At 71.5% G+C, this 18145-nt stretch carries 21 protein-coding genes; 14 read left to right on the top strand and 7 right to left on the bottom strand.

The window, feature by feature from the left end; genetic code table 11:
* Positions 1-14: 14 nt before the first annotated feature.
* Positions 15-1025, top strand: a complete 1011-nt coding sequence (locus G6045_RS29510) for a glycoside hydrolase family 6 protein (RefSeq protein ID WP_165335194.1) — start codon at positions 15-17, stop codon at positions 1023-1025.
* Here G6045_RS29510 and G6045_RS29505 read toward each other — a convergent pair.
* Positions 981-1817, bottom strand: coding sequence for a class I SAM-dependent methyltransferase (locus tag G6045_RS29505; RefSeq protein ID WP_328707942.1), 837 nt, complete (start codon positions 1815-1817; stop codon positions 981-983). The genes G6045_RS29510 and G6045_RS29505 overlap by 45 nt on opposite strands.
* 363 nt (positions 1818-2180) lie before the next feature.
* Between G6045_RS29505 and rpsA the strand changes: the two genes are divergently transcribed.
* From rpsA to G6045_RS29480, 5 genes are all read left to right on the top strand, one after another.
* Positions 2181-3698 (top strand): 30S ribosomal protein S1, encoded by a 1518-nt coding sequence (gene rpsA, locus G6045_RS29500; RefSeq protein WP_165335193.1) that lies wholly within the window; start codon positions 2181-2183, stop codon positions 3696-3698.
* A 185-nt stretch (positions 3699-3883) separates the two neighbouring features.
* The gene (locus G6045_RS29495) at positions 3884-4822 is read left to right on the top strand and encodes a PAC2 family protein (RefSeq protein ID WP_165335192.1); all 939 of its coding nucleotides are present in this window, start codon (positions 3884-3886) and stop codon (positions 4820-4822) included.
* A gap of 108 nt (positions 4823-4930) precedes the next feature.
* Positions 4931-5533 carry a dephospho-CoA kinase gene (gene coaE, locus G6045_RS29490; RefSeq protein WP_165335191.1) on the top strand — a complete coding sequence of 201 codons (603 nt, stop codon included), beginning with the start codon at positions 4931-4933 and terminating at the stop codon, positions 5531-5533.
* Positions 5534-5544: 11 nt separating this feature from the next.
* Complete coding sequence (locus tag G6045_RS29485) at positions 5545-5934, top strand: DUF3592 domain-containing protein (protein ID WP_165335190.1); 390 nt, start codon at positions 5545-5547, stop codon at positions 5932-5934.
* Positions 5935-6076: 142 nt separating this feature from the next.
* Positions 6077-6460, top strand: a complete 384-nt coding sequence (locus tag G6045_RS29480) for a tetratricopeptide repeat protein (RefSeq protein WP_165335189.1) — start codon at positions 6077-6079, stop codon at positions 6458-6460.
* A 4-nt stretch (positions 6461-6464) separates the two neighbouring features.
* On the opposite strand, the gene G6045_RS29475 is transcribed toward G6045_RS29480, so the two are convergent.
* Both G6045_RS29475 and G6045_RS29470 read right to left on the bottom strand, forming a co-directional pair.
* On the bottom strand, positions 6465-7568 hold the full coding sequence (locus G6045_RS29475) for an ABC transporter substrate-binding protein (RefSeq protein WP_165335197.1): 1104 nt from the start codon (positions 7566-7568) through the stop codon (positions 6465-6467).
* 72 nt (positions 7569-7640) lie between these two features.
* Positions 7641-8228 (bottom strand): pyridoxamine 5'-phosphate oxidase family protein, encoded by a 588-nt coding sequence (locus G6045_RS29470; protein ID WP_165335188.1) that lies wholly within the window; start codon positions 8226-8228, stop codon positions 7641-7643.
* Positions 8229-8322: 94 nt separating this feature from the next.
* Here G6045_RS29470 and G6045_RS29465 point away from each other — a divergent pair, with 94 nt between their 5' ends.
* The 3 genes from G6045_RS29465 (at position 8323) to G6045_RS29455 (ending at position 9609) form a co-directional block, all read left to right on the top strand.
* Positions 8323-8589, top strand: a complete 267-nt coding sequence (locus G6045_RS29465) for a DUF6343 family protein (protein ID WP_165335187.1) — start codon at positions 8323-8325, stop codon at positions 8587-8589.
* 61 nt (positions 8590-8650) lie between these two features.
* Positions 8651-9064, top strand: coding sequence for a cupin domain-containing protein (locus G6045_RS29460; protein ID WP_165335186.1), 414 nt, complete (start codon positions 8651-8653; stop codon positions 9062-9064).
* Between the two features lie 101 nt (positions 9065-9165).
* Positions 9166-9609 (top strand): DoxX family protein, encoded by a 444-nt coding sequence (locus G6045_RS29455; protein ID WP_165335185.1) that lies wholly within the window; start codon positions 9166-9168, stop codon positions 9607-9609.
* 70 nt (positions 9610-9679) lie between these two features.
* Here the strand turns inward: G6045_RS29455 and G6045_RS29450 are convergent, their stop codons facing one another.
* Positions 9680-10078 carry an RNA-binding S4 domain-containing protein gene (locus tag G6045_RS29450; protein ID WP_165335184.1) on the bottom strand — a complete coding sequence of 133 codons (399 nt, stop codon included), beginning with the start codon at positions 10076-10078 and terminating at the stop codon, positions 9680-9682.
* 168 nt (positions 10079-10246) lie between these two features.
* Here G6045_RS29450 and G6045_RS29445 point away from each other — a divergent pair, with 168 nt between their 5' ends.
* The 4 genes from G6045_RS29445 (at position 10247) to G6045_RS29430 (ending at position 15322) form a co-directional block, all read left to right on the top strand.
* Positions 10247-12436 (top strand): xanthine dehydrogenase family protein molybdopterin-binding subunit, encoded by a 2190-nt coding sequence (locus G6045_RS29445; protein ID WP_165335183.1) that lies wholly within the window; start codon positions 10247-10249, stop codon positions 12434-12436.
* A 12-nt stretch (positions 12437-12448) separates the two neighbouring features.
* A complete protein-coding gene (locus G6045_RS29440) occupies positions 12449-12895 on the top strand; it encodes a (2Fe-2S)-binding protein (RefSeq protein WP_165335182.1) in 447 nt (148 codons plus the stop codon).
* A 61-nt stretch (positions 12896-12956) separates the two neighbouring features.
* Complete coding sequence (locus tag G6045_RS29435; RefSeq protein WP_165335181.1) at positions 12957-13865, top strand: helix-turn-helix domain-containing protein; 909 nt, start codon at positions 12957-12959, stop codon at positions 13863-13865.
* Positions 13866-13945: 80 nt separating this feature from the next.
* Positions 13946-15322, top strand: coding sequence for an alpha/beta hydrolase (locus G6045_RS29430; protein ID WP_165335180.1), 1377 nt, complete (start codon positions 13946-13948; stop codon positions 15320-15322).
* A 61-nt stretch (positions 15323-15383) separates the two neighbouring features.
* Here the strand turns inward: G6045_RS29430 and G6045_RS29425 are convergent, their stop codons facing one another.
* Both G6045_RS29425 and G6045_RS29420 read right to left on the bottom strand, forming a co-directional pair.
* The gene (locus G6045_RS29425; RefSeq protein ID WP_165335179.1) at positions 15384-15833 is read right to left on the bottom strand and encodes a GNAT family N-acetyltransferase; all 450 of its coding nucleotides are present in this window, start codon (positions 15831-15833) and stop codon (positions 15384-15386) included.
* Positions 15834-15859: 26 nt separating this feature from the next.
* Positions 15860-16294 carry a RidA family protein gene (locus tag G6045_RS29420; protein ID WP_408056378.1) on the bottom strand — a complete coding sequence of 145 codons (435 nt, stop codon included), beginning with the start codon at positions 16292-16294 and terminating at the stop codon, positions 15860-15862.
* A gap of 188 nt (positions 16295-16482) precedes the next feature.
* On the opposite strand from G6045_RS29420, the gene G6045_RS29415 reads away from it, so the two are divergent.
* Positions 16483-17406, top strand: a complete 924-nt coding sequence (locus G6045_RS29415; protein WP_165335178.1) for an NADP-dependent oxidoreductase — start codon at positions 16483-16485, stop codon at positions 17404-17406.
* Positions 17407-17417: 11 nt separating this feature from the next.
* Here G6045_RS29415 and G6045_RS29410 read toward each other — a convergent pair whose 3' ends face one another.
* Positions 17418-18128 carry an ArsR/SmtB family transcription factor gene (locus tag G6045_RS29410; protein ID WP_165335195.1) on the bottom strand — a complete coding sequence of 237 codons (711 nt, stop codon included), beginning with the start codon at positions 18126-18128 and terminating at the stop codon, positions 17418-17420.
* Positions 18129-18145: the final 17 nt, after the last annotated feature.

The raw sequence follows: 18145 nt of genomic DNA, 5'->3' as shown, positions 1-18145 counted from the left end.
GGGGAAAGAAACGCATGCCTCAGCGCACCCTTGCCGCCGCCCTGCTCGCGGCGCTGCTCACCGCGACCGCAGCCGAAGCCGTGCCCGCGGAACCAGACCCCCACCCCTTCTGGGTGGACCCGAACAGCGACGCCGCCCGTCAGGCGGAGACTTGGCAGGAAGCCGGGCGGACGGAAGACGCGCGCGTCATGCGCCGGATCGCCGACCAGCCCACCCCCACCTGGCTCGCCGACGCCGACCCCACCTTCGGCATCGAGCGCGCGGTCCGGCAGGCGAAGGGCCGCACCGTCCTGCTCGTCGCCTACCGCATCCCGCACCGCGACTGCGGTCGGTACTCCGCGGGCGGAGCCGAGAGCGGGCCGGCGTATCTGCGCTGGATCGACCGCTTCGCCGACGCCGTCGGCCAGGCCCCGGCCCTCGTCGTCCTCGAACCCGACGCCGTCCCGCACCTGCTCGACGGCTGCACCCCGGCCCGCTTCCACGACGAGCGCTTCGACCTGCTCGACAAGGCGATCGACCGGCTGAAGCGCCAGCCCCGTACAAAGGTCTATCTGGACGCCGGCCACCCGGCCTGGGTGCCCAACCCCTGGCGGATGGTCCCGGCGCTGATGCGCTCCGGAGTGGCCGACGCCGACGGCTTCGCGCTCAACGTGTCCAACTTCCGCGCCGACGCCGAGGTCATCACGTACGGAGAGACGCTCGGTGAACTCCTCGGCGGCAAGCACTTCGTGATGGACACGAGCCGCAACGGCAGCGGACCGCCGCCGCCAGGCATGAACGAACCCTGGTGCAACCCGCCGGGCCGCACGCTCGGCCGGACTCCGACGACCGCGACCGGCCATCCCCGTATCGACGCGTTCCTGTGGATCAAGCACCCCGGTGACTCCGACGGGGCCTGCAGGGGAGCGCCGCCGGCGGGGGAGTGGTGGCCCGAGTACGCCTTGGACCTCGCCCGCCGTACGGACAAGTCCCCCAAGGACTCAGTCGCGATCGCAGACGAAGATCGCCGTGCCAGGAAGCAGTGAGCCGCGCAGTGGGGACCAGCCGCCCCACTCCTGGGTGTTCCAGTCCGGCCACTCCGGCTCGACCAGGTTCACGAGCCGGAAACCGCCCGCGACCACGTCCCGTACGCGATCGCCCACCGTCCGGTGGTGCTCGACGTACACCGCGTGACCGCGCTCGTCCTGTTCCACATAGGGCGTGCGGTCGAAGTACGAGCCCGAGACCGAGAGCCCCTCGGGACCGGGCTCGTCCGGGAACGCCCACCGGATGGGGTGCGTGACGGAGAACACGAAACGGCCGCCCGGGCGCAGCACCCGGCGCACCTCGCGCAGCACGAGGACGGGGTCCGCGACAAAGGGGAGCGCGCCGTACGCCGAGCACGCGAGGTCGAAGGAGCCGTCCGCGAACGGCAGCGCGCCCGCGTCCGCCTCCACCAGGCCCACACCCTCGGCGCCGATGCGCAGCGCGTGCTGCAGCTGGCGGTGCGAGAGGTCGAGGGCCACCGGGTGGGCGCCCTGGGCGGCCAGCCAGCGCGAGCACTGTGCGGCGCCCGCGCCGAGCTCCAGGACCGCGGCCCCCTTCAGCGCCTCGGCGGGACCGAGCAGCCGGGCCTCCGCCTCGTCGAGGCCCTCGGGACCCCACACGAAGCGGTCGTCCCCGAGGAAGGCGCCGTGATCGCTCTGGTACTCGTCCGCGTTCCGGTCCCACCAGCCGCGGCTGGCACGGCTGCTCTCGGCGATGCCGGCGTCCCGTCGGGTGGCCACCGTGTCGTCTGCGGAGTCGTATACGGAAGCGTCTGCTGCTGACTCTTGGATGGTGGGCTCCCGCGTCGTAAGGTGCGGGCCATCGGGGCCAGAGCTGCCCCGGTGGCCTCGTGCGACAGTTCTTGTGCCGGGTATGCGGCGATCCGCCCCGGGTGTGCGCCTTCGCGCATTGACCCTGCCCGGCAGCCCCCGTATGCTACAAGTTGCGCTGCGAGCCTGCGTGCCTCGGACAGAGCAGGCTGCGCTCGCGTCTGTTGTATGTCCCCTCGGTTGTCGAGGCGCCTCGGCGGTTGTGAATCACTACAGCCGTTCCGGATGGGCGCTTCCTAGGCTGTCCGGCTTCTGCAGAGCGAAACGGGCTCCCGGCGTAGCAGTACCTACGACTTCCATGCCCGTACCGGAGCCCTTTCCCACATGACGAGCAGCACCGAGACCACCGCCACCACGCCGCAGGTTGCGGTCAACGACATCGGTAACGAGGAAGCTTTCCTCGCCGCCATCGACGAGACGATCAAGTACTTCAACGATGGCGACATCGTCGACGGCGTCATCGTCAAGGTTGACCGGGACGAGGTTCTCCTCGACATCGGTTACAAGACCGAAGGTGTCATCCCGAGCCGCGAGCTCTCGATCAAGCACGACGTCGACCCCAATGAGGTCGTCGCCGTCGGTGACGAGATCGAAGCCCTTGTTCTCCAGAAGGAGGACAAGGAAGGCCGCCTGATCCTCTCGAAGAAGCGTGCGCAGTACGAGCGCGCGTGGGGCACCATCGAGAAGATCAAGGAAGAGGACGGCATCGTCACCGGTACCGTCATCGAGGTCGTCAAGGGTGGTCTCATCCTCGACATCGGCCTCCGTGGCTTCCTGCCGGCCTCCCTCGTCGAGATGCGCCGCGTCCGCGACCTTCAGCCCTACGTGGGCAAGGAGCTCGAGGCGAAGATCATCGAGCTGGACAAGAACCGCAACAACGTGGTCCTGTCCCGCCGCGCCTGGCTCGAGCAGACCCAGTCCGAGGTGCGCCAGACGTTCCTCACCACCCTGCAGAAGGGTCAGGTCCGCTCCGGCGTCGTCTCCTCGATCGTCAACTTCGGTGCGTTCGTGGACCTGGGTGGCGTCGACGGTCTCGTCCACGTCTCCGAGCTCTCCTGGAAGCACATCGACCACCCCTCCGAGGTTGTCGAGGTCGGCCAGGAAGTCACCGTCGAGGTCCTCGACGTCGACATGGACCGCGAGCGCGTCTCCCTGTCGCTCAAGGCGACGCAGGAAGACCCGTGGCAGCAGTTCGCCCGCACGCACCAGATCGGGCAGGTTGTTCCCGGTAAGGTCACCAAGCTCGTTCCCTTCGGTGCGTTCGTGCGCGTCGACGAGGGCATCGAGGGTCTGGTCCACATCTCCGAGCTGGCCGAGCGCCACGTGGAGATCCCGGAGCAGGTCGTCCAGGTCAACGACGAGATCTTCGTCAAGGTCATCGACATCGACCTCGAGCGTCGCCGGATCTCGCTGAGCCTCAAGCAGGCCAACGAGTCCTTCGGTGCCGACCCGGCGTCGGTCGAGTTCGACCCGACCCTGTACGGCATGGCCGCGTCGTACGACGACCAGGGCAACTACATCTACCCCGAGGGCTTCGACCCCGAGACCAACGACTGGCTCGAGGGCTTCGAGACCCAGCGCGAGGCCTGGGAGACCCAGTACGCCGAGGCGCAGACGCGCTTCGAGCAGCACCAGGCTCAGGTCATCAAGTCCCGCGAGGCCGACGCCCAGGCCGAGGCCGAGGGTGCGGCGGCTCCGGCCGGCGCGGCTCCGGCCGCCGGTGGCCAGGGTGGCGGCGGCGGCGGTTCGTACTCCTCCGAGGGTGCGGACAACTCCGGTGCGCTCGCCTCGGACGAGGCGCTTGCCGCGCTCCGCGAGAAGCTGGCCGGCGGCCAGAGCTGATCGCAGCCGCCTAGGCGGTAGTTGAACGACACATCGAGACCCCGCTTCCCGAAAGGGAGGCGGGGTCTCGATGCGTTGCGGGCTGGGCATGTATGGCCTTACGGGGCAACTGACCGTTTCCCGAACGGGAATGCCGTGCCGGTCCTGGGCGTTCTTGCGTACGAACACGAGGAGGAACGGTCACTGTGGTTGACGCGCAGAGTTTGTACGAATGGGATCCCAAGGGTCTCGCCGTGGCCGACATGGCGCTGGCGCAGGACTCGGCCGGACTTGTGATGCTCTACCACTTCGACGGCTACATCGACGCGGGCGAGACCGGCGAGCAGATCGTCGACGAACTCTTCGAGGCACTGCCCGGCCAGGTCGTGGCGCGCTTCGACCACGACCGGCTCGTGGACTACCGGGCCCGCCGTCCGCTGCTCACCTTCCAGCGCGACCAGTGGGTGGACTACGAGGAGCCGGCCATCGAGGTGCGGCTGCTCCAGGACGCCACCGGTGCGCCGTTCCTCGTGCTGTCCGGACCCGAGCCGGACGTCGAGTGGGAGCTGTTCGCGCAGGCCGTCGGCGAGGTCGTCGAGCGGCTCGGCGTACGGCTCGCGGTGAACTTCCACGGCATCCCGATGGGCGTCCCGCACACCCGCCCCGTGGGTCTGACCCCGCACGGCAACCGCACCGACCTGATGCCCGGGCACCGCAGCCCGTTCGACGAGGCGCAGGTGCCGGGGAGCGCGGCGGCGCTCGTCGAGTACCGGCTGATCCAGGCCGGATACGACGTGCTCGGTGTCGCCGCCCACGTGCCCCACTACATCGCGCGGTCCGCGTACCCCGATGCCGCGCTGACGGTCCTGGAGTCGATCACTTCGGCAACGGGCCTTGTGCTGCCCGCCATCGCGCACGCCCTGCGCACCCAGGCGCACCGCACGCAGAACGAGATCGAGCGCCAGATCCAGGAGGGCGACGAGGAGCTCGTCTCCATGGTCCAGGGTCTTGAGCACCAGTACGACGCGGCGGCAGGCGCGGAGACCCGCGGCAACATGCTCGCCGAGCCCGTGGAGATCCCGTCCGCGGACGAGATCGGGCGCGAGCTGGAGCAGTTCCTGGCGGACCGGGACGGGGACAAGTAGCCGTCCGGACGAAGACAGGCAGCCGACCGGGACGGGACGAGTAGGGGTTCCGTATGCGTCCCGAGGGGCCCTGGGCACGCAGTGAACGCAGGGCCTAAGCTTCCGCTCATGCTGAAGGTGGGTCTGACCGGCGGGATCGGTGCCGGCAAGAGTGCGGTGTCACGGCTGCTCGACTCGTACGGGGCCGTGATCGTGGACGCCGATCGGATCGCCCGTGAGGTGGTCGCGCCCGGAACTCCCGGGCTCGCCGCCGTGGTCGAGGCGTTCGGCGAGGAGATCCTCGCGCCGGACGGGACGCTGGACCGGCCCCGGCTCGGCTCCGTCGTCTTCGCCGACCCCGAGCGGCTCGCGCAGCTCAACAAGATCGTGCACCCGCTGGTCGGCGCCCGCTCGGCCGAGCTGGAGCGGGCGGCGGCCGAGGACGCGGTGGTCGTCCACGACGTACCGCTGCTCGCCGAGAACTCCCTCGCACCGCTCTACGACCTGGTGATCGTCGTGGACGCCTCGCCCGAAACCCAGCTGGACCGTCTCGTACGGCTGCGGGGCATGACCGAGGACGACGCACGGGCGCGGATGGCCGCGCAGGCCACCCGTGAGAAACGCCTCGAGATCGCCGACCTGGTGATCAACAACGACGGGCCGCTCGAGGCCCTCGAGCCCCAGGTCCGCGCGGTCTGGGACGAGCTGCGGACCCGCGCGGCGCGAGGCTGACAGGAGCAGACGTGGTCGTGGTCCTGTTCGCCGCGCTCACCTCGTTCGGCGGTCTGGTGGCGCTGCTCGCGGGCGCCTACGGACTCCGGCAGACCCGGCGCATATCCGCCGCGGGCGAAGCCGTGACCGCCCTGGTCAAGCCGCCGCCGCAGGGCGCGGACCGGCCGCTCCTCCAGTTCGAGACGCTCGACGGACGCGTCATGGAGCTGCCCTCGCCGGTGCCGCCCAACAGGCGTCGGCCGCTGTCGGCGGGCACGGAGGTCCGGCTCGCCTACGACCCCGCCGATCCGCGCGACACCGTGCTCATCGGCAGCGAGCGGGTACGCCTGGACCAGACGTTCATCGGGGCGGGCGCGGCCCTCGTGGTCCTCGGCGCGGTGCTCGCCCTCACGCTGGGCTGAGCCGCATCGCGTATGGGGCGCGGGGTGCCGGGGCAGCCTTAGGACTCCGGCAGGCTGTGAGGAACGGCGTGCGGAACCGCGTATGGAATAGCGCTGGAGCGACGGGCGTTGAAGGTGATCGGCAAGCGGAAGGGTGAGAGGCGTGCCTCAGGACCATGGACGTGGGCGGACCCCGGAGACGGACGTCATCGACTTCCGTGCCGCCGAGCAGCTGCTCGACGCACGCGATCCGCGCGGTGCGATCAAGCTGCTCGACGCGGTGATCGAGGCGCACCCCGAACACACGGCGGCCCGGCTGCTGCGCGCCCGTTCCTTCTTCGCGGCGGCCCAACTGCGCGCCGCGGAGCTGGAGTTCTCCATCGTCCTCGAGCGCGAGCCGGACAACGCCTTCGCGCACTTCGCGCTGGCCCGCACCTACGAGCGGATGAGCCGCCCCGGCCCCGCCAAACGGCACTTCCGGCTCGCCGCGGCGCTCGATCCGCAGCCCCAGTACCTGGCGGCGGCGCGCTTCGACGAGGCCGGATAGCGGCTCAGGGGGCGCTGCGCAGGACCCGGAAGCGGCCGGGCGCCGCCGGATCCCGGTCGACGACCTGGACGGGCGGCCAAGCCCACTGCCAGACGCCGGTGCCGGCCGTACGGGAGAACCGGATGCGCCCACGGGTGCCTTCGACGTCGGCGCGCGGCCAGGCATCGGCCGCGACGGTCCCGTCGCCCAGGCGGAGCAGTTCGGTGAGGACCGCGATCGTGTCGTAGGCCTCGAAGGCGACGAACGAGGGTGCTGTGCCCAGCTGTTCGCGCAGGGACAGCTCGACTCGGCTGCCCAGCGCGGTCATCCGCTCCGGCAGATAGCGCAGGAACGGGACCGCGGCCCCGTCCTCGCCGAGCAGCTCCGCCCACTCGGCGAACTCCGGCTGGCCGGCCGGAGCGCCGATCAGCACCTCGGCCAGGCGCTTGTCGCCGCGCACGGCGCGTACGAGCGGGACGGCCGGCTCCGGGTGGCCCACCAGAAGCAGCAGCGCGGTCGCCTCGTGCTCGACGAGTGCGTCGCACACGGCCCCGGGCTCCTGCGTGTCCAGCTCGATCACGGTGCCGCCGTGCGGCGCGAGGTGATCGCGCAGGATGCGGGTGCCCGTCTGCCAGTAGACGCTCGGCTGCGCTGCCACGGCGATACGGCGGTGGCCCGCGTCGAGCAGGTGGTCCGCGAAGAGACGCCAGCCCAGGGACTGCGCCGGGGCGATCCGGGCGACCCAGGGCGTCGGCCGCTCGGTCAGGGCGTCCAGGACGGCCGAGGAGCAGAGGAAGGGCATACCGAGCGCATCGGCCGTGGTGGCGGCGGTACGGGCGACGACGCTGTGGTACTCGCCCGCCAGCGCGGCCACACCCAGGCCGGCCAGCTCCTCGACGGCCGCCGCGGCGCGCTGCGGATCGGCGGCGGTGTCCCGTACGACCAGTTCGAGCGGACGGCCGCCGATCCCGCCGCCCGCGTTGGCCGCGCGGGCGGCCAACTCCATTCCGGCGAGCAGATGGTGACCTGCCTCCGCCCAGCCGGGCCTGGTCAGCGGGGCGAGGACGCCGATCCGTACGGGGGACTCGTCTCGCCGCGCGGCGCGCACCTGGGTGACCATGCCGGACATTGCATCCACGAACGCCGCCGCCGGGCAAGCGATTAACGCGACGCCCCGGCCACGGGCCGCAGGGGCGGTTGTTCAGGCGCTGCGGGGCGGCAGCGGGAGAGGCAGCCCGGGCAGGCCGTCGATGCTGGTGGCGATGTCGTCCTTGCGGGCGAAGTACTCGCTGAGCGCCTCGTCGTCCTTGCGCGCGAAGAACTGTCCGTGCAGGTCCCGGTCCTCCTCGTACGCCATGAACGGCACCGCGTAGCCGCACGTGTCGCGGACGAGGTCGGCGGTCACGACGATGATGGCGCGCAGTCCGTGCGCGGTGACGTCGATATCGGGGAAGTGGGCCAGGAGTCCGTCGAAACGAGGGTCGTCGCGGAAGACGGGCTCGCCACGGCCGTGCACCCGGACGATGCTCGGCGGTCCCTGGAAGGCGCACCACATGAGGGTGATGCGGCCGTTCTCGCGCAGGTGCGCGACGGTCTCCGCGTTGCTGCCCGCGAAGTCCAGGTACGCCACGGTGACTTCGTCGAGTACGGCGAAGGAGCCCTTGAGGCCCTTGGGGGAGAGGTTGACCGTTCCGTCGCCGGACAGCGGTGCCGTGGCGGTGAAGAACATCTGCTGCTGCTCGATGAATCCGCGCAGGCGGCCGTCTATGCGTTCATAAGTCTTTCCCATGACTAACGATTATGGTCATGCATCTTTCGCGTGTCTAACGGGCTTTGGCGGGTGCATCCTGGAATGAGCAGGCCGCACTGGGAGGTGAGCCGCGATGCGTACAGGCAGTGAGCCGGTGACCGCGCGCAGTCCGCTGCGAATGCGCTTCTGGCTGAGCCTGTGGGGCGTGGTGTGGGCGATCGCCGGCACGGTCGCGTTCGCTCTCGCGGGCCGTACGGGCTGGGCGGTGGCCTGCGGTGTGCTGTGGCTGGTCATCACGGTGGACCTGGCACTGGTGCTGCGGCACATCCGGCAGGGGCCGCACTATCAGCCCGGCCCTGACGTCCCGCCGTACGAACCGGATCACGGGGACCCCCGCTGAACCGCTCGTCGCGTCAGCTCCGTACAAGACGCCGCACGGGTCGCGGCGCGAAGCTGGACGCATGGAGAACCGACCGGCGAAGCCCGCCGCACCCGTGAATCTGACCGAAGCGCTCGCGTCGTTCCAGGACGTCTACAGTCCGCGGATCGTGGCGCGGATGAACGACTACGACGTACGGATCGCCCACACCGAAGGCGAGCACGTCTGGCACGTCCACGAGCACACCGACGAGTTCTTCCTCGTCCTCGACGGCCGCTTCGACATCGCGCTGCGCGATGCGGGCGGCGTGGAGTCAACAGTCGCTCTGCGCAAGGGAGATGTGTTCGTGGTGCCGCGCGGCACCGAGCACAAGCCGTCCTCGTCCGGCGGATCGATCCTGATGTTCGAACCGTCGGGGACGGTGTCGACGGGGGACCGGTTCGAGGGGGAGCTGCCGGAGCACGTGGACAGCACGCAGGGGCGCGAACTGGTCTGACGGGAAAAGTGGCGCGGGACCGATGAGTTGGGGCCGCGCCCCCGGTCTATCCCTGTGACAGCGCAACCAAGCGCCCGCCCCCGCGTCACAAGGAGCAGCTCATGTCCGAGGCCACTCTTCCCGCGTCCGCCACCGTCGCCACCCCCGCCGCCGTGCAGCGCAGCCGGAGCGCCACCGTCGCGCTGCACACGCTGCGGATCGTGCTCGGGCTGTTCTTCGCCGTCGCCAGTGCGTTTCCGAAGCTGACCGCGCACGCGTCGGCGACCGAGGTGTTCGACAGGATCGGGTTCGGCGACTGGTTCATGTACGCCATCGGCGGACTCGAACTGCTCGGCGGAATCGCCCTGTTGATCCCCGTCCTGTCCGGTGTCGCCTCGATCGCCTTCGTCGGCCTGATGATCGGGGCGTGCGGCTTCTCGCTCGCCTTCCTGGACGGGGAGTTCTGGTACACACCGTTGATCCTGATCGTGCCGCTGGTCCTCGTCGCGCGAGCGCAGCGGGATCAGACGGTGCGCCTCATCAAGGCGGTGCGGCGCCGGGTGTGATGCCCGGTGGCCCACGCGGCCCGGTCCCCCGGATACGTCCGGTGGGCCGGGCCCGCGGCATGCGTGGCGGTCACAGACCGGAGCCGCGCAGGCGCTCCATTTCGCGGCGGTCGCGCTTGGTCGGGCGGCCCGCACCGCGGTCGCGGATGCCGGCCGGGGCGACGGCCTCGCGGGGCGGGGGCGGCGGGCTGTTGTCCTGGTAGCACTCGACGGCCACCGGGGCGCCCACGCGCTTACGGATGATCTTCTTGACGATCAGGACGCGCTCGCGGTGCTCGGCCCGCACCCGCACCTCGTCGCCCGCCTTCACGGGCTGTGCGGGCTTGGCGCGCTCACCGTTCACCCGGACATGGCCCGCGCGGCAGGCCGCGGCCGCGGCGGAGCGGGTCTTGAGCAGCCGTACGGACCAGATCCAGGCGTCGACCCGTACGCTGCCGCTCTCGGAGAGTCCGGAGGCATCGGAAGTCATGCCCCGACTTTAATGGGCGCCGCCGGGGGCTGTGGCCCGGTGGGGCGGAAGTTGTGCAGAGGCGGGCGATACCACGGCAGTGGCATTCCGTACGGGCCCGCTTACTGACAGTCTGTCAACCGCCGCGTGCGGTCCGGCACGCGACGCCCCCTCGCCTGGAGCCTCGCCGTGACGGAGAACGCCGAGCACACCGGAGTCGACCGCCGTCGCTTCCTCGCCTTCCTGGTCGCCGCACCCACCCTCACGGTCGCCGCCGTCCAGCTGGATACGCCGGGCGCCGCCGCGGTCCCGCTGCCGGAACCGCCGGACCTCGGCGATGTGCTCAACCTCGCCGCACTGCCCACCTCGCATCTGCTGACCCTGAAGGTCGCCGAGGACGGCACCGTCGACTTCTGGCTGCCGCGCGAAGAGGTCGGGCAGGGACTCACGACCGCGGTGGCGATGCTGGTCGCCGAGGAACTGGACACGGCCCTCGACACGGTCCGTGTCCATCTCGACAAGGCCAGACCCGAGCTGCTGTTCAACCAGCTCACCGGCAGCTCCAACTCCATCCGCTCCCTCTACCGCCCGGTCCGCACCGCCGCCGCGGCCGCCCGGCAGCGGCTGGCCTGGGCGGCGGCGCTGCGGTGGGGGACCGAGCCGGACCGGGTGACCACACGGGGCGGCCGGGCGCTCCTGGCCGATGGACGGTCCATCGCCTACGGAGAGCTGGCGCGCGAGGCGAGCAGCGACCGTTTCGCCGAGCAGCCGCTGGCGCTCAAGCCACGCGCCGAGCACCGCCTCATCGGCAGCCCCACCTCCCGTATCGACGCGAGAGCCCTGGTCACCGGGCGGCAGCAGTACACGCTCGACCTGGACATCCCCGGCGCCAAGCCCGCGATGGTGCGCCGGCCGCCCACGATCCGCGGCAGCGTACGCCGGGTCCGTAACGCCGCCGCCGTCGAGACCATGCCCGGGGTGCTCGCCGTCACCGCCATCGCGACCGGGGTCGCCGTGGTCGCCGAGACCTTCGGGCAGGCGCTCGCCGGCAAGGAGGCCCTCGACGTCGAGTGGGGGCCGGGGCCCGTCGACGAGCTCTCCGACGACTCGCTGCGCGCGAAGCTGCGGGGCGCCGTGGCGCAGGGGCTCCCGCCGCTGCTCGGCCGGTACGTGGACGCGGAGTTCGACTTCGCGCCCGTCAGCCACGCGCCCCTGGAGACCAACTGCGCCGTCGCCGATGTGCGCCCCGCACACGCCACCGTCTGGGCTCCCGCGCAGTCGCCCATCGCCGCCCGCAAGGCCGTGGCCGACGCGATCGGGCTGCCGGACGCCCTGGTCGACTTCCATGTCGTGCAGGCCGGCGGATCCTTCGGACGGCGGCTCTTCCACGACGCGGCGATCGAGGCCGCCCAGGTGTCGAAGGCGGTGCGCCGTCCCGTACGGCTGATGTGGTCGCGCGTCGACGACATGCGGCACGGGCGGATGCGCCCGGCCACGCACCACAAGCTCCGGGCGGTCCACGCGGGCGGTGCGCTGCTGTCCTTCCGGCACCGGATGGCTTCGGTCGCGATGGATGTACGGCACGGGTTCGGCGACGCGATCACCGCCGGCCTGACCGGACTTCCGCTGGTCGGCGAGACCACCGCGCAGGCCATGTTCGCGCTGTCCGTGCGCTCTCCGTATGACATGGGCGCCACGCGGCAGACGCTGACCGAGGTGCCGCTCCAGCTGCCCACCGGGTCGTGGCGCGGTGTCTTCTCGGGGACGGGGCGGGCGGCCGAGGAGATGTTCGTCGACGAGCTCGCCGAGCGCCTCGGACAGGACCCCGTGGCCTTCCGGCGGGCGCGGCTCAGGACGGCCGCGCAGCGGGCGGTGCTCGACAAGGCAGCCGCCGGCTGGGGGCGTGAGCTGCCCGCCGGCTGGGCGCAGGGCGTCGGCTTCCACGAGGAGTACAGGTCACGGACCGCCTGCGTCGTCGACCTCGACGCCACCGACCCGAAAGCGCCGCGCGTGATGCGGGCCGTGATCGCGGTGGACGCGGGACGGGCCGTCAACCCGCGCGGGATCGAGGCACAGATGCTCGGCGGCCTCACGGACGCCATCGCCACGACCCTGCGGGCCGGGCTGCACCTCGACAAGGGCCTTCCCCTGGAGGGCAGTTACTCGCAGTTCCACTACGCGCGCCAGCGCAACTCCCCGTACGAGGCGAAGGTGCACGTGCTCGACGGCGGCCCCGACGCCGAACCCGGCGGCATCGGCGAGCTGGGCGTGCCCGCGCCGGTCGCCGCGATCGCCAACGCGTACGCCCGGGCCACGGGGCGGCGGCCGCGGAGCTTTCCGGTCCACTTCGCCGTCGACTTCGAACCCTTTCCCCGCTGAGGAGTTGGATCCGTGCCGGACCAGACCTTCACCGTGAACGGCGAGACCGTCACGGTCGACGCCCCCGACGACCTGCCGCTGCTGTGGGTGCTGCGCGATCTGCTCGGCATCCGCGGCCCCAAGTACGGCTGTGGGATCGACGTGTGCAAAGCCTGTACGAGCCATCTGGACGGTGAGGCCTTCAACCCCTGTGTCACACCCGTCGCTTCGGTGGCCGGCCGTTCCGTCACCACCATCGAGGGCCTCGCGGACGGCGACCGGCTCCATCCCGTACAGGAGGCGTGGCTCGCACAGGACGTCGCGCAGTGCGGCTTCTGCCAGCCGGGGCAGATCATGGCGGCGGTCGCGCTGCTCAGGCGCACCTCGACGCCCACGGACGCGGAGATCGCCAACGTCTGCCGCTGCGGTACGTACGTCCGTATCCGCGAGGCCATCAAGGCGGCTGCCGCCAGAATGTGACAGCGCGCCACCTCGCCTGTGCCGCCCCGTGCGCGGACCATGGCACAGGGGGGTGAAGCCCATGGGCTCACGCGAGTTCGGCGGGTGGACGGCGGCGGAGCGGGAGCGCGGCGGACGCGGCGCGTGCGTGCTGCGGCTGCCCGGGGTGTACCTGGTCGACACCGAATGCTGCACCGACCACAAAGGGTTCATCGGGCCCGGATACAAGACCGGGCACAGCGTCGTGCTCTCCAGGTCCGGGGCGTACCGGTGGCGGCAGCAGGGCGAGGAGTCGTGGATGGACGCGACCGCCGGCTATGTCACGCACATCGGCGACGAGGTGTTCAGCGCGCATCCGCTCGGCACCGGCGACAGGTCGACGGAGATCCATCTCAGCGCGGAGGCCTTCGCCGAGCGCTTCGACGGGCCGGCCGGCCGGCGCAGGCTCGTCATCACGGGTCCGACCGATCTGCGGCACCGGGCGCTGATGGCGGCGGTGCGCCGGGGCACCGACGGGTTCGAACTCGCCGAGCGCCTGCACCAGTTGCTCGACGAGGTGGCGGCGAGCGCGGGGTGCGGCGGCTATGACGGCTCGCCGCCGCCGCCCGCGCGGCGGGTGCATCAGCGCTTGGTGGCCGACGTCTGCGCGGCGCTCGCCACCGGGGCCCTGACGGGATCGCTCGACGAGCTGGCCGCCGAGGTCGGGGCCTCGCCCCACCATCTGAGCCGGGTGTTCCGGCGCGTGACGGGGCGGACGCTGACCTGGTACCGCAACGAGCTGCGGATCCGGGCCGTCCTGCAGGACATCGAGGACGGCCGGGGCGGGCTGCGCGCCCTTTCGGCCGCTTACGAGTTCGCCGACCAGGCGCATCTGACCCGGGTGATGCGCCGGCACACCGGGGAACCGCCCAGTGTTGTACGGGAGTTGCTCGGGGTGGGGGTGGGTGTGCGCGCGGGTGCGGGCCTAGACCCGGGCGCGGGGGTGAAGTGAGCATGAATGTCCAACGCCGCGGAGCCGGACGCCTTCCACAATGGCGGACCCTGACCACTTCGCCTTCCCGGGGGACGCTCATGGCACTCACCCGACGCGCCGGCCTGCTCACGGCCGCGCTGATCACCATCGCGGCCTGTACCGGTGCCGCTCCGTCCGCGGAGGGGTCGGCGCGCGGCGGTCCGCGCCTTGTCGACCCGCGGCCCTGCCCCGATCTCGCCGACGTCACCTGCTCCGATCTCGTGGTGCCGCTCGACCGCGGCGGCAAGCGGCCCGGCACCCTGAAGCTGCAGGTCGCGGCCGCGGACAACACCGACGCACCGCGCGGTGTCCTGCTGCTCCTCACCGGCGGCCCGGGGCAGCCGGGCGTGACGTACTACAAGTCGCTCGCAGCCAGGCTGCCGGACGTCGTCAAGCAGTACCGGCTCGTGATGATCGACCAGCGCGGTACCGGCGGCACGGCGATCGACTGCCCGACGCTGCAGAAGGAGGTCGGCGGCAGCGACACCACCCCGCCGAGCCGGACCGCGGTCGAGGAGTGCGCCCAACTCCTCGGCGGAACACGGAACTTCTACCGCACGGCCGACACCGTCGCCGACTTCGAGGATCTGCGCCGGGCCCTGAAGGTGCCGGCGATGACCCTGGACGGCGTCTCGTACGGGACGTTCACCGCGGCGCAGTACGGCCTCACCCATCCGAAGCGCACGACACGGCTCGTTCTCGACTCGGTGGTGCCGAGCGACGGGGCCGGTGCGCTCTACGAGGACTCGCTGCACCACGCCCGCGCCGTGCTGCGCACCGCGTGCGAGGAGCAGAGCTGCGGATACGACCCGGCGAAGGACCTGGCGCAGGTGGTGCGCCGGGACGACAACGGGGTGGAGGTGTTCGGCATGCTGGTCGTCGCCAGCATCATCGACCCGAAGCTGAACAACCCGAACTTCAAGATCCTGGACGCCATCCACCGCTCGGCTGGCGGCGACACCGCTGCCCTGAACGGTCTGATCGACGGCTTCAACGACCCCAGCGGAACACCGCCGGAGGAGTTCAGCTCAGGACTGCACGCGGCGACGCTGTGCGCCGACACCCGCTTCCCATGGGGCGGGGCCTCGGCCCCCATGGCGGGCCGAGAGCAGGCGCTGCGCAAGGCCGTGCAGCGGATCAAGCCGGCGTACACCTGGCCCTTCGAGCGGTCGACGGCCGGTGAGCAGGGGATCCCGCAGACCTGTCTGGCCTGGCCCCCGTCCACGCCCAACCCGGCCCCGCCGCACAACAAGCTGACGATGCCGGTGCTGCTGCTGCAGGGCGACCGCGATCTGTCCACGCCCCTGCGCTGGGCCGAGGACCTGGCCGCGAAGACCCCGGCGGGCGAACTGGCCGTGATCGAAGGCGCGGGCCACTCCGTGCAGCGGCGCAGTGACGCGGGGGCGCGGGCCGCGGAGGGGTTCCTGCTGCGGTAGGCGGCCGAGCATGCCCCGGGGCGGGAGTCGGCCGCCCGCCCCGCCCTACCGCACCACCGCGTCACGGTGTCCACGTCATACGGACGTCCGGCTCCTTCTCCTCGTTGCGTGAGCCGTCCGTCCGCTCCGCCTCCACGAAGCCATGCCGTGCGTAGAAGCGGCAGGCGGGCGCGTTGACCCGGAAGGTCCACAGTGAAAGGCCGCTCGGGCGGCGGGACTTGGCGAGGGTGACGAGGCGGTCGCCCAGACCCTGGCCGCGCCACTCGGGCGCCAGGTACAGCTGGTCGAGCTCCGGGCCGTCGAGGACCAGGAGACCCGCCACGGACCCGTCCTCCGCCTCGGCCAGCCAGGTCTCGTGACGCTCCACGACGACATGGCGGAACCAGTCCCGTACCTCGGAGTCCGTATGCGCGCGGCGCACATCCGGCAGCGCCGCCGCGTACGACCGCAGCCAGACATCGGCCAGGGCCTCGGCATCCGCTGCCGAGGCCCGGCGCAGCACCGGAGTCACGTGGGAACCAGGACGCGGTACCGGAGTCACTCGGGCACCACGGCCGTCGCCGTGATCTCGACCAGCTGCCCCTGATAGCCGAGGCTCGCCACCCCGAGCAGTGTCGACGAGTGGGGCCCGCCCTCGGCCGTGCTCAGGCCCGAGGCCTCGACCACCCGCCACACGTCCGCGAGCACGGCCGGATCGCCGCTCACCACGTAGACATCCGTGTAGAGGACCTGGGAGAGATCGCTGCCGATATCCCGCAGTTGGGCCTCGAGATTGGCGAGCACCTGCTCGGTCTGGCGGACCGGATCGCCCGCGCCGACCAGCGTGCCGTCGGCGTCCAGCGGAACGGAGCCCGCCAGGAAGGCCAGCCGCGTACCGGCCTCGACGATCGACGCATGCGCATAGGTGGGCGGCTTCAGCAGACCGGCGGCGGCGATGCTGCGCTTGATGATGACGACCTCCAGGGGGAACACGTGCCGAGTGGCCGCGCGCCACGAGTGTGCGGATGCTGGACTCGGCGGCCGTGCCCATCCAAACGTGCGGCCGCGGCCCTGTGCATCCGAATTTGGCGTCACCCGGGGATGCGCCTGGTGATTACCCAGTGCGCCGCCTGGTGACATGTCCAGGAATGATCCGCTCTCCCATGGAGTTGCCCACCATCATGAAGGCCATTGCACTCGAAAAGTACGGTTCCCCCGACGACCTGCGCCTCGTCGACCTCCCGGACCCCAAGGTCGCACCCGGTGAGGTGCTGATCCGGGTGAAGGCGGCCGCGATCAACCCGGTCGACTGGAAGCTCGCCGCCGGCTACCTCGACCCGATCATGGAGGTCCGCTTCCCGTTGATCTCCGGCTGGGACGTGGCCGGCGTCGTGGAGCAGGTGGGCCTCGACGCGACGGAGTTCGCCGTCGGCGACGAGGTCTTCGGATACGTACGCAAGGACTGGGCGCAGAACGGCACCTACGCGGAACTGGTCTCCGCGCCCGTACGCACCCTCGCGAAGAAGCCCGCGGCGCTGAGCTGGGAGCAGGCGGCCGGGGTGCCGCTGGCCGGGCTCACCGCGTACCAGACGCTCAAGCGGCTCGGGGTGGACGCGGGCGAGACCGTCCTGATCCATGCCGCAGCGGGCGGCGTCGGCTCGATCGGTGTGCAGATCGCGGTCGCGCTGGGTGCCAAGGTCATCGGCACGGCGAGCGAGCGCAACCACGCCTATCTGCGGGACCTGGGTGCCGAGCCGGTCACGTACGGCGACGGACTCGCCGATCGCGTACGGGAGTTGGCGCCCGACGGCGTCGACGCCGCCCTCGACTTCGTGGGCGAGGGTGCCGTCGCGCAGTCGCTGCCGCTGCTCAAGCGGCCGGGCCGGGTCGCGTCGATCACGGACGGTCAGGGCGCCCTTGAGGCAGGTGGCCACTACGTGTGGGTGCGTCCGTCGGCCGAGGACCTCACGGCGCTCGCGCAGCTCGCGGACGCCGGCAAGCTCACCGTCCATGTGGACAAGGCGCTGCCGCTGGCGGAGGCCGCGCAGGCCTGGCGGCTCAGCCAGGAGGGGCGGACCCGGGGAAAGATCGTTCTGATGGTCTGAGTGCTCCCGGCTCAGCCCTGAGGCGGGCTCAACACCTCGTCGCCGAGCCCCAGTTGCTTACGGAAGACGGCACGGCCCGCGTCGGTCAGCTCGACGACGCGGGTCGTGCCGCGGCGTGTCACCCACCCGGCGTCGAGCGCCCGCTGGAACAGTGCGGCGCCCACCGCGCCGGCCAGATGCGGGCGGCGTTCCGTCCAGTCCAGGCAGGTGCGGATGTGGGCGCGGCAGGAGCCGAGCGGGCGGTGGTCGTCGATGCCCATGTCCCGCAGCCAGGCCTTGCCGTCCTCGGAGAGGGACGGGCCATAGTCCCAGGCGAGCAGTGCCCGTTCGGTCATGGCGTCGGTGATCGCCACGGCGACCGCGCCGGCGAGGTGGTCGTAGCAGGAGCGGGCGTGGGCGAGGGCGCGGCGACGGTTGGCGTCGCGCAGGGAACGTACCGGAGTCGTGCGCAGCGGGGCATGCGAGGCGAGCGACTCGATCATCTCCGCGGTGGCTGGCCCCGACAGGCGCACATAGCGATGCCGGCCCTGCCGCGCCTCCTCCAGGAGCCCGCCCGCGACGAGCCGATGCAGATGCCCCGTGACCGTGGAACGGGCGACCCCGGCGTGCTGCGCCAGCTCCGTGGCGGTCCAGGCGCGTCCGTCGAGCAGCGCCAGGCAGATGGAGGCGCGGGTGCGGTCGGCCAGCAGGCCCGCGAGCGAGGCGAGGTCGGGGGCGGAGATGCTGTCGGGGGTGGGGG

This window comes from Streptomyces mesophilus (assembly GCF_011044995.1).
Taxonomy (GTDB): domain Bacteria; phylum Actinomycetota; class Actinomycetes; order Streptomycetales; family Streptomycetaceae; genus Streptomyces; species Streptomyces mesophilus.
Note: the sequence above shows the minus strand (reverse complement) of the source record. Positions and strands in the feature narration are given on the sequence as shown.

What these genes read in the sequence shown, in the direction of transcription:
- coaE (WP_165335191.1), top strand. Translation starts at nt 4,931, where the DNA reads ATGCTGAAGGTGGGTCTGACCGGCGGGATCGGTGCCGGCAAGAGTGCG.
- G6045_RS29415 (WP_165335178.1), top strand. Translation starts at nt 16,483, where the DNA reads ATGAAGGCCATTGCACTCGAAAAGTACGGTTCCCCCGACGACCTGCGC.
- G6045_RS29435 (WP_165335181.1), top strand. Translation starts at nt 12,957, where the DNA reads ATGGGCTCACGCGAGTTCGGCGGGTGGACGGCGGCGGAGCGGGAGCGC.
- G6045_RS29460 (WP_165335186.1), top strand. Translation starts at nt 8,651, where the DNA reads ATGGAGAACCGACCGGCGAAGCCCGCCGCACCCGTGAATCTGACCGAA.
- G6045_RS29450 (WP_165335184.1), bottom strand. Translation starts at nt 10,078, where the DNA reads ATGACTTCCGATGCCTCCGGACTCTCCGAGAGCGGCAGCGTACGGGTC.
- G6045_RS29510 (WP_165335194.1), top strand. Translation starts at nt 15, where the DNA reads ATGCCTCAGCGCACCCTTGCCGCCGCCCTGCTCGCGGCGCTGCTCACC.
- G6045_RS29475 (WP_165335197.1), bottom strand. Translation starts at nt 7,568, where the DNA reads ATGTCCGGCATGGTCACCCAGGTGCGCGCCGCGCGGCGAGACGAGTCC.
- G6045_RS29430 (WP_165335180.1), top strand. Translation starts at nt 13,946, where the DNA reads ATGGCACTCACCCGACGCGCCGGCCTGCTCACGGCCGCGCTGATCACC.
- G6045_RS29470 (WP_165335188.1), bottom strand. Translation starts at nt 8,228, where the DNA reads ATGGGAAAGACTTATGAACGCATAGACGGCCGCCTGCGCGGATTCATC.
- rpsA (WP_165335193.1), top strand. Translation starts at nt 2,181, where the DNA reads ATGACGAGCAGCACCGAGACCACCGCCACCACGCCGCAGGTTGCGGTC.
- G6045_RS29455 (WP_165335185.1), top strand. Translation starts at nt 9,166, where the DNA reads ATGTCCGAGGCCACTCTTCCCGCGTCCGCCACCGTCGCCACCCCCGCC.
- G6045_RS29465 (WP_165335187.1), top strand. Translation starts at nt 8,323, where the DNA reads ATGCGTACAGGCAGTGAGCCGGTGACCGCGCGCAGTCCGCTGCGAATG.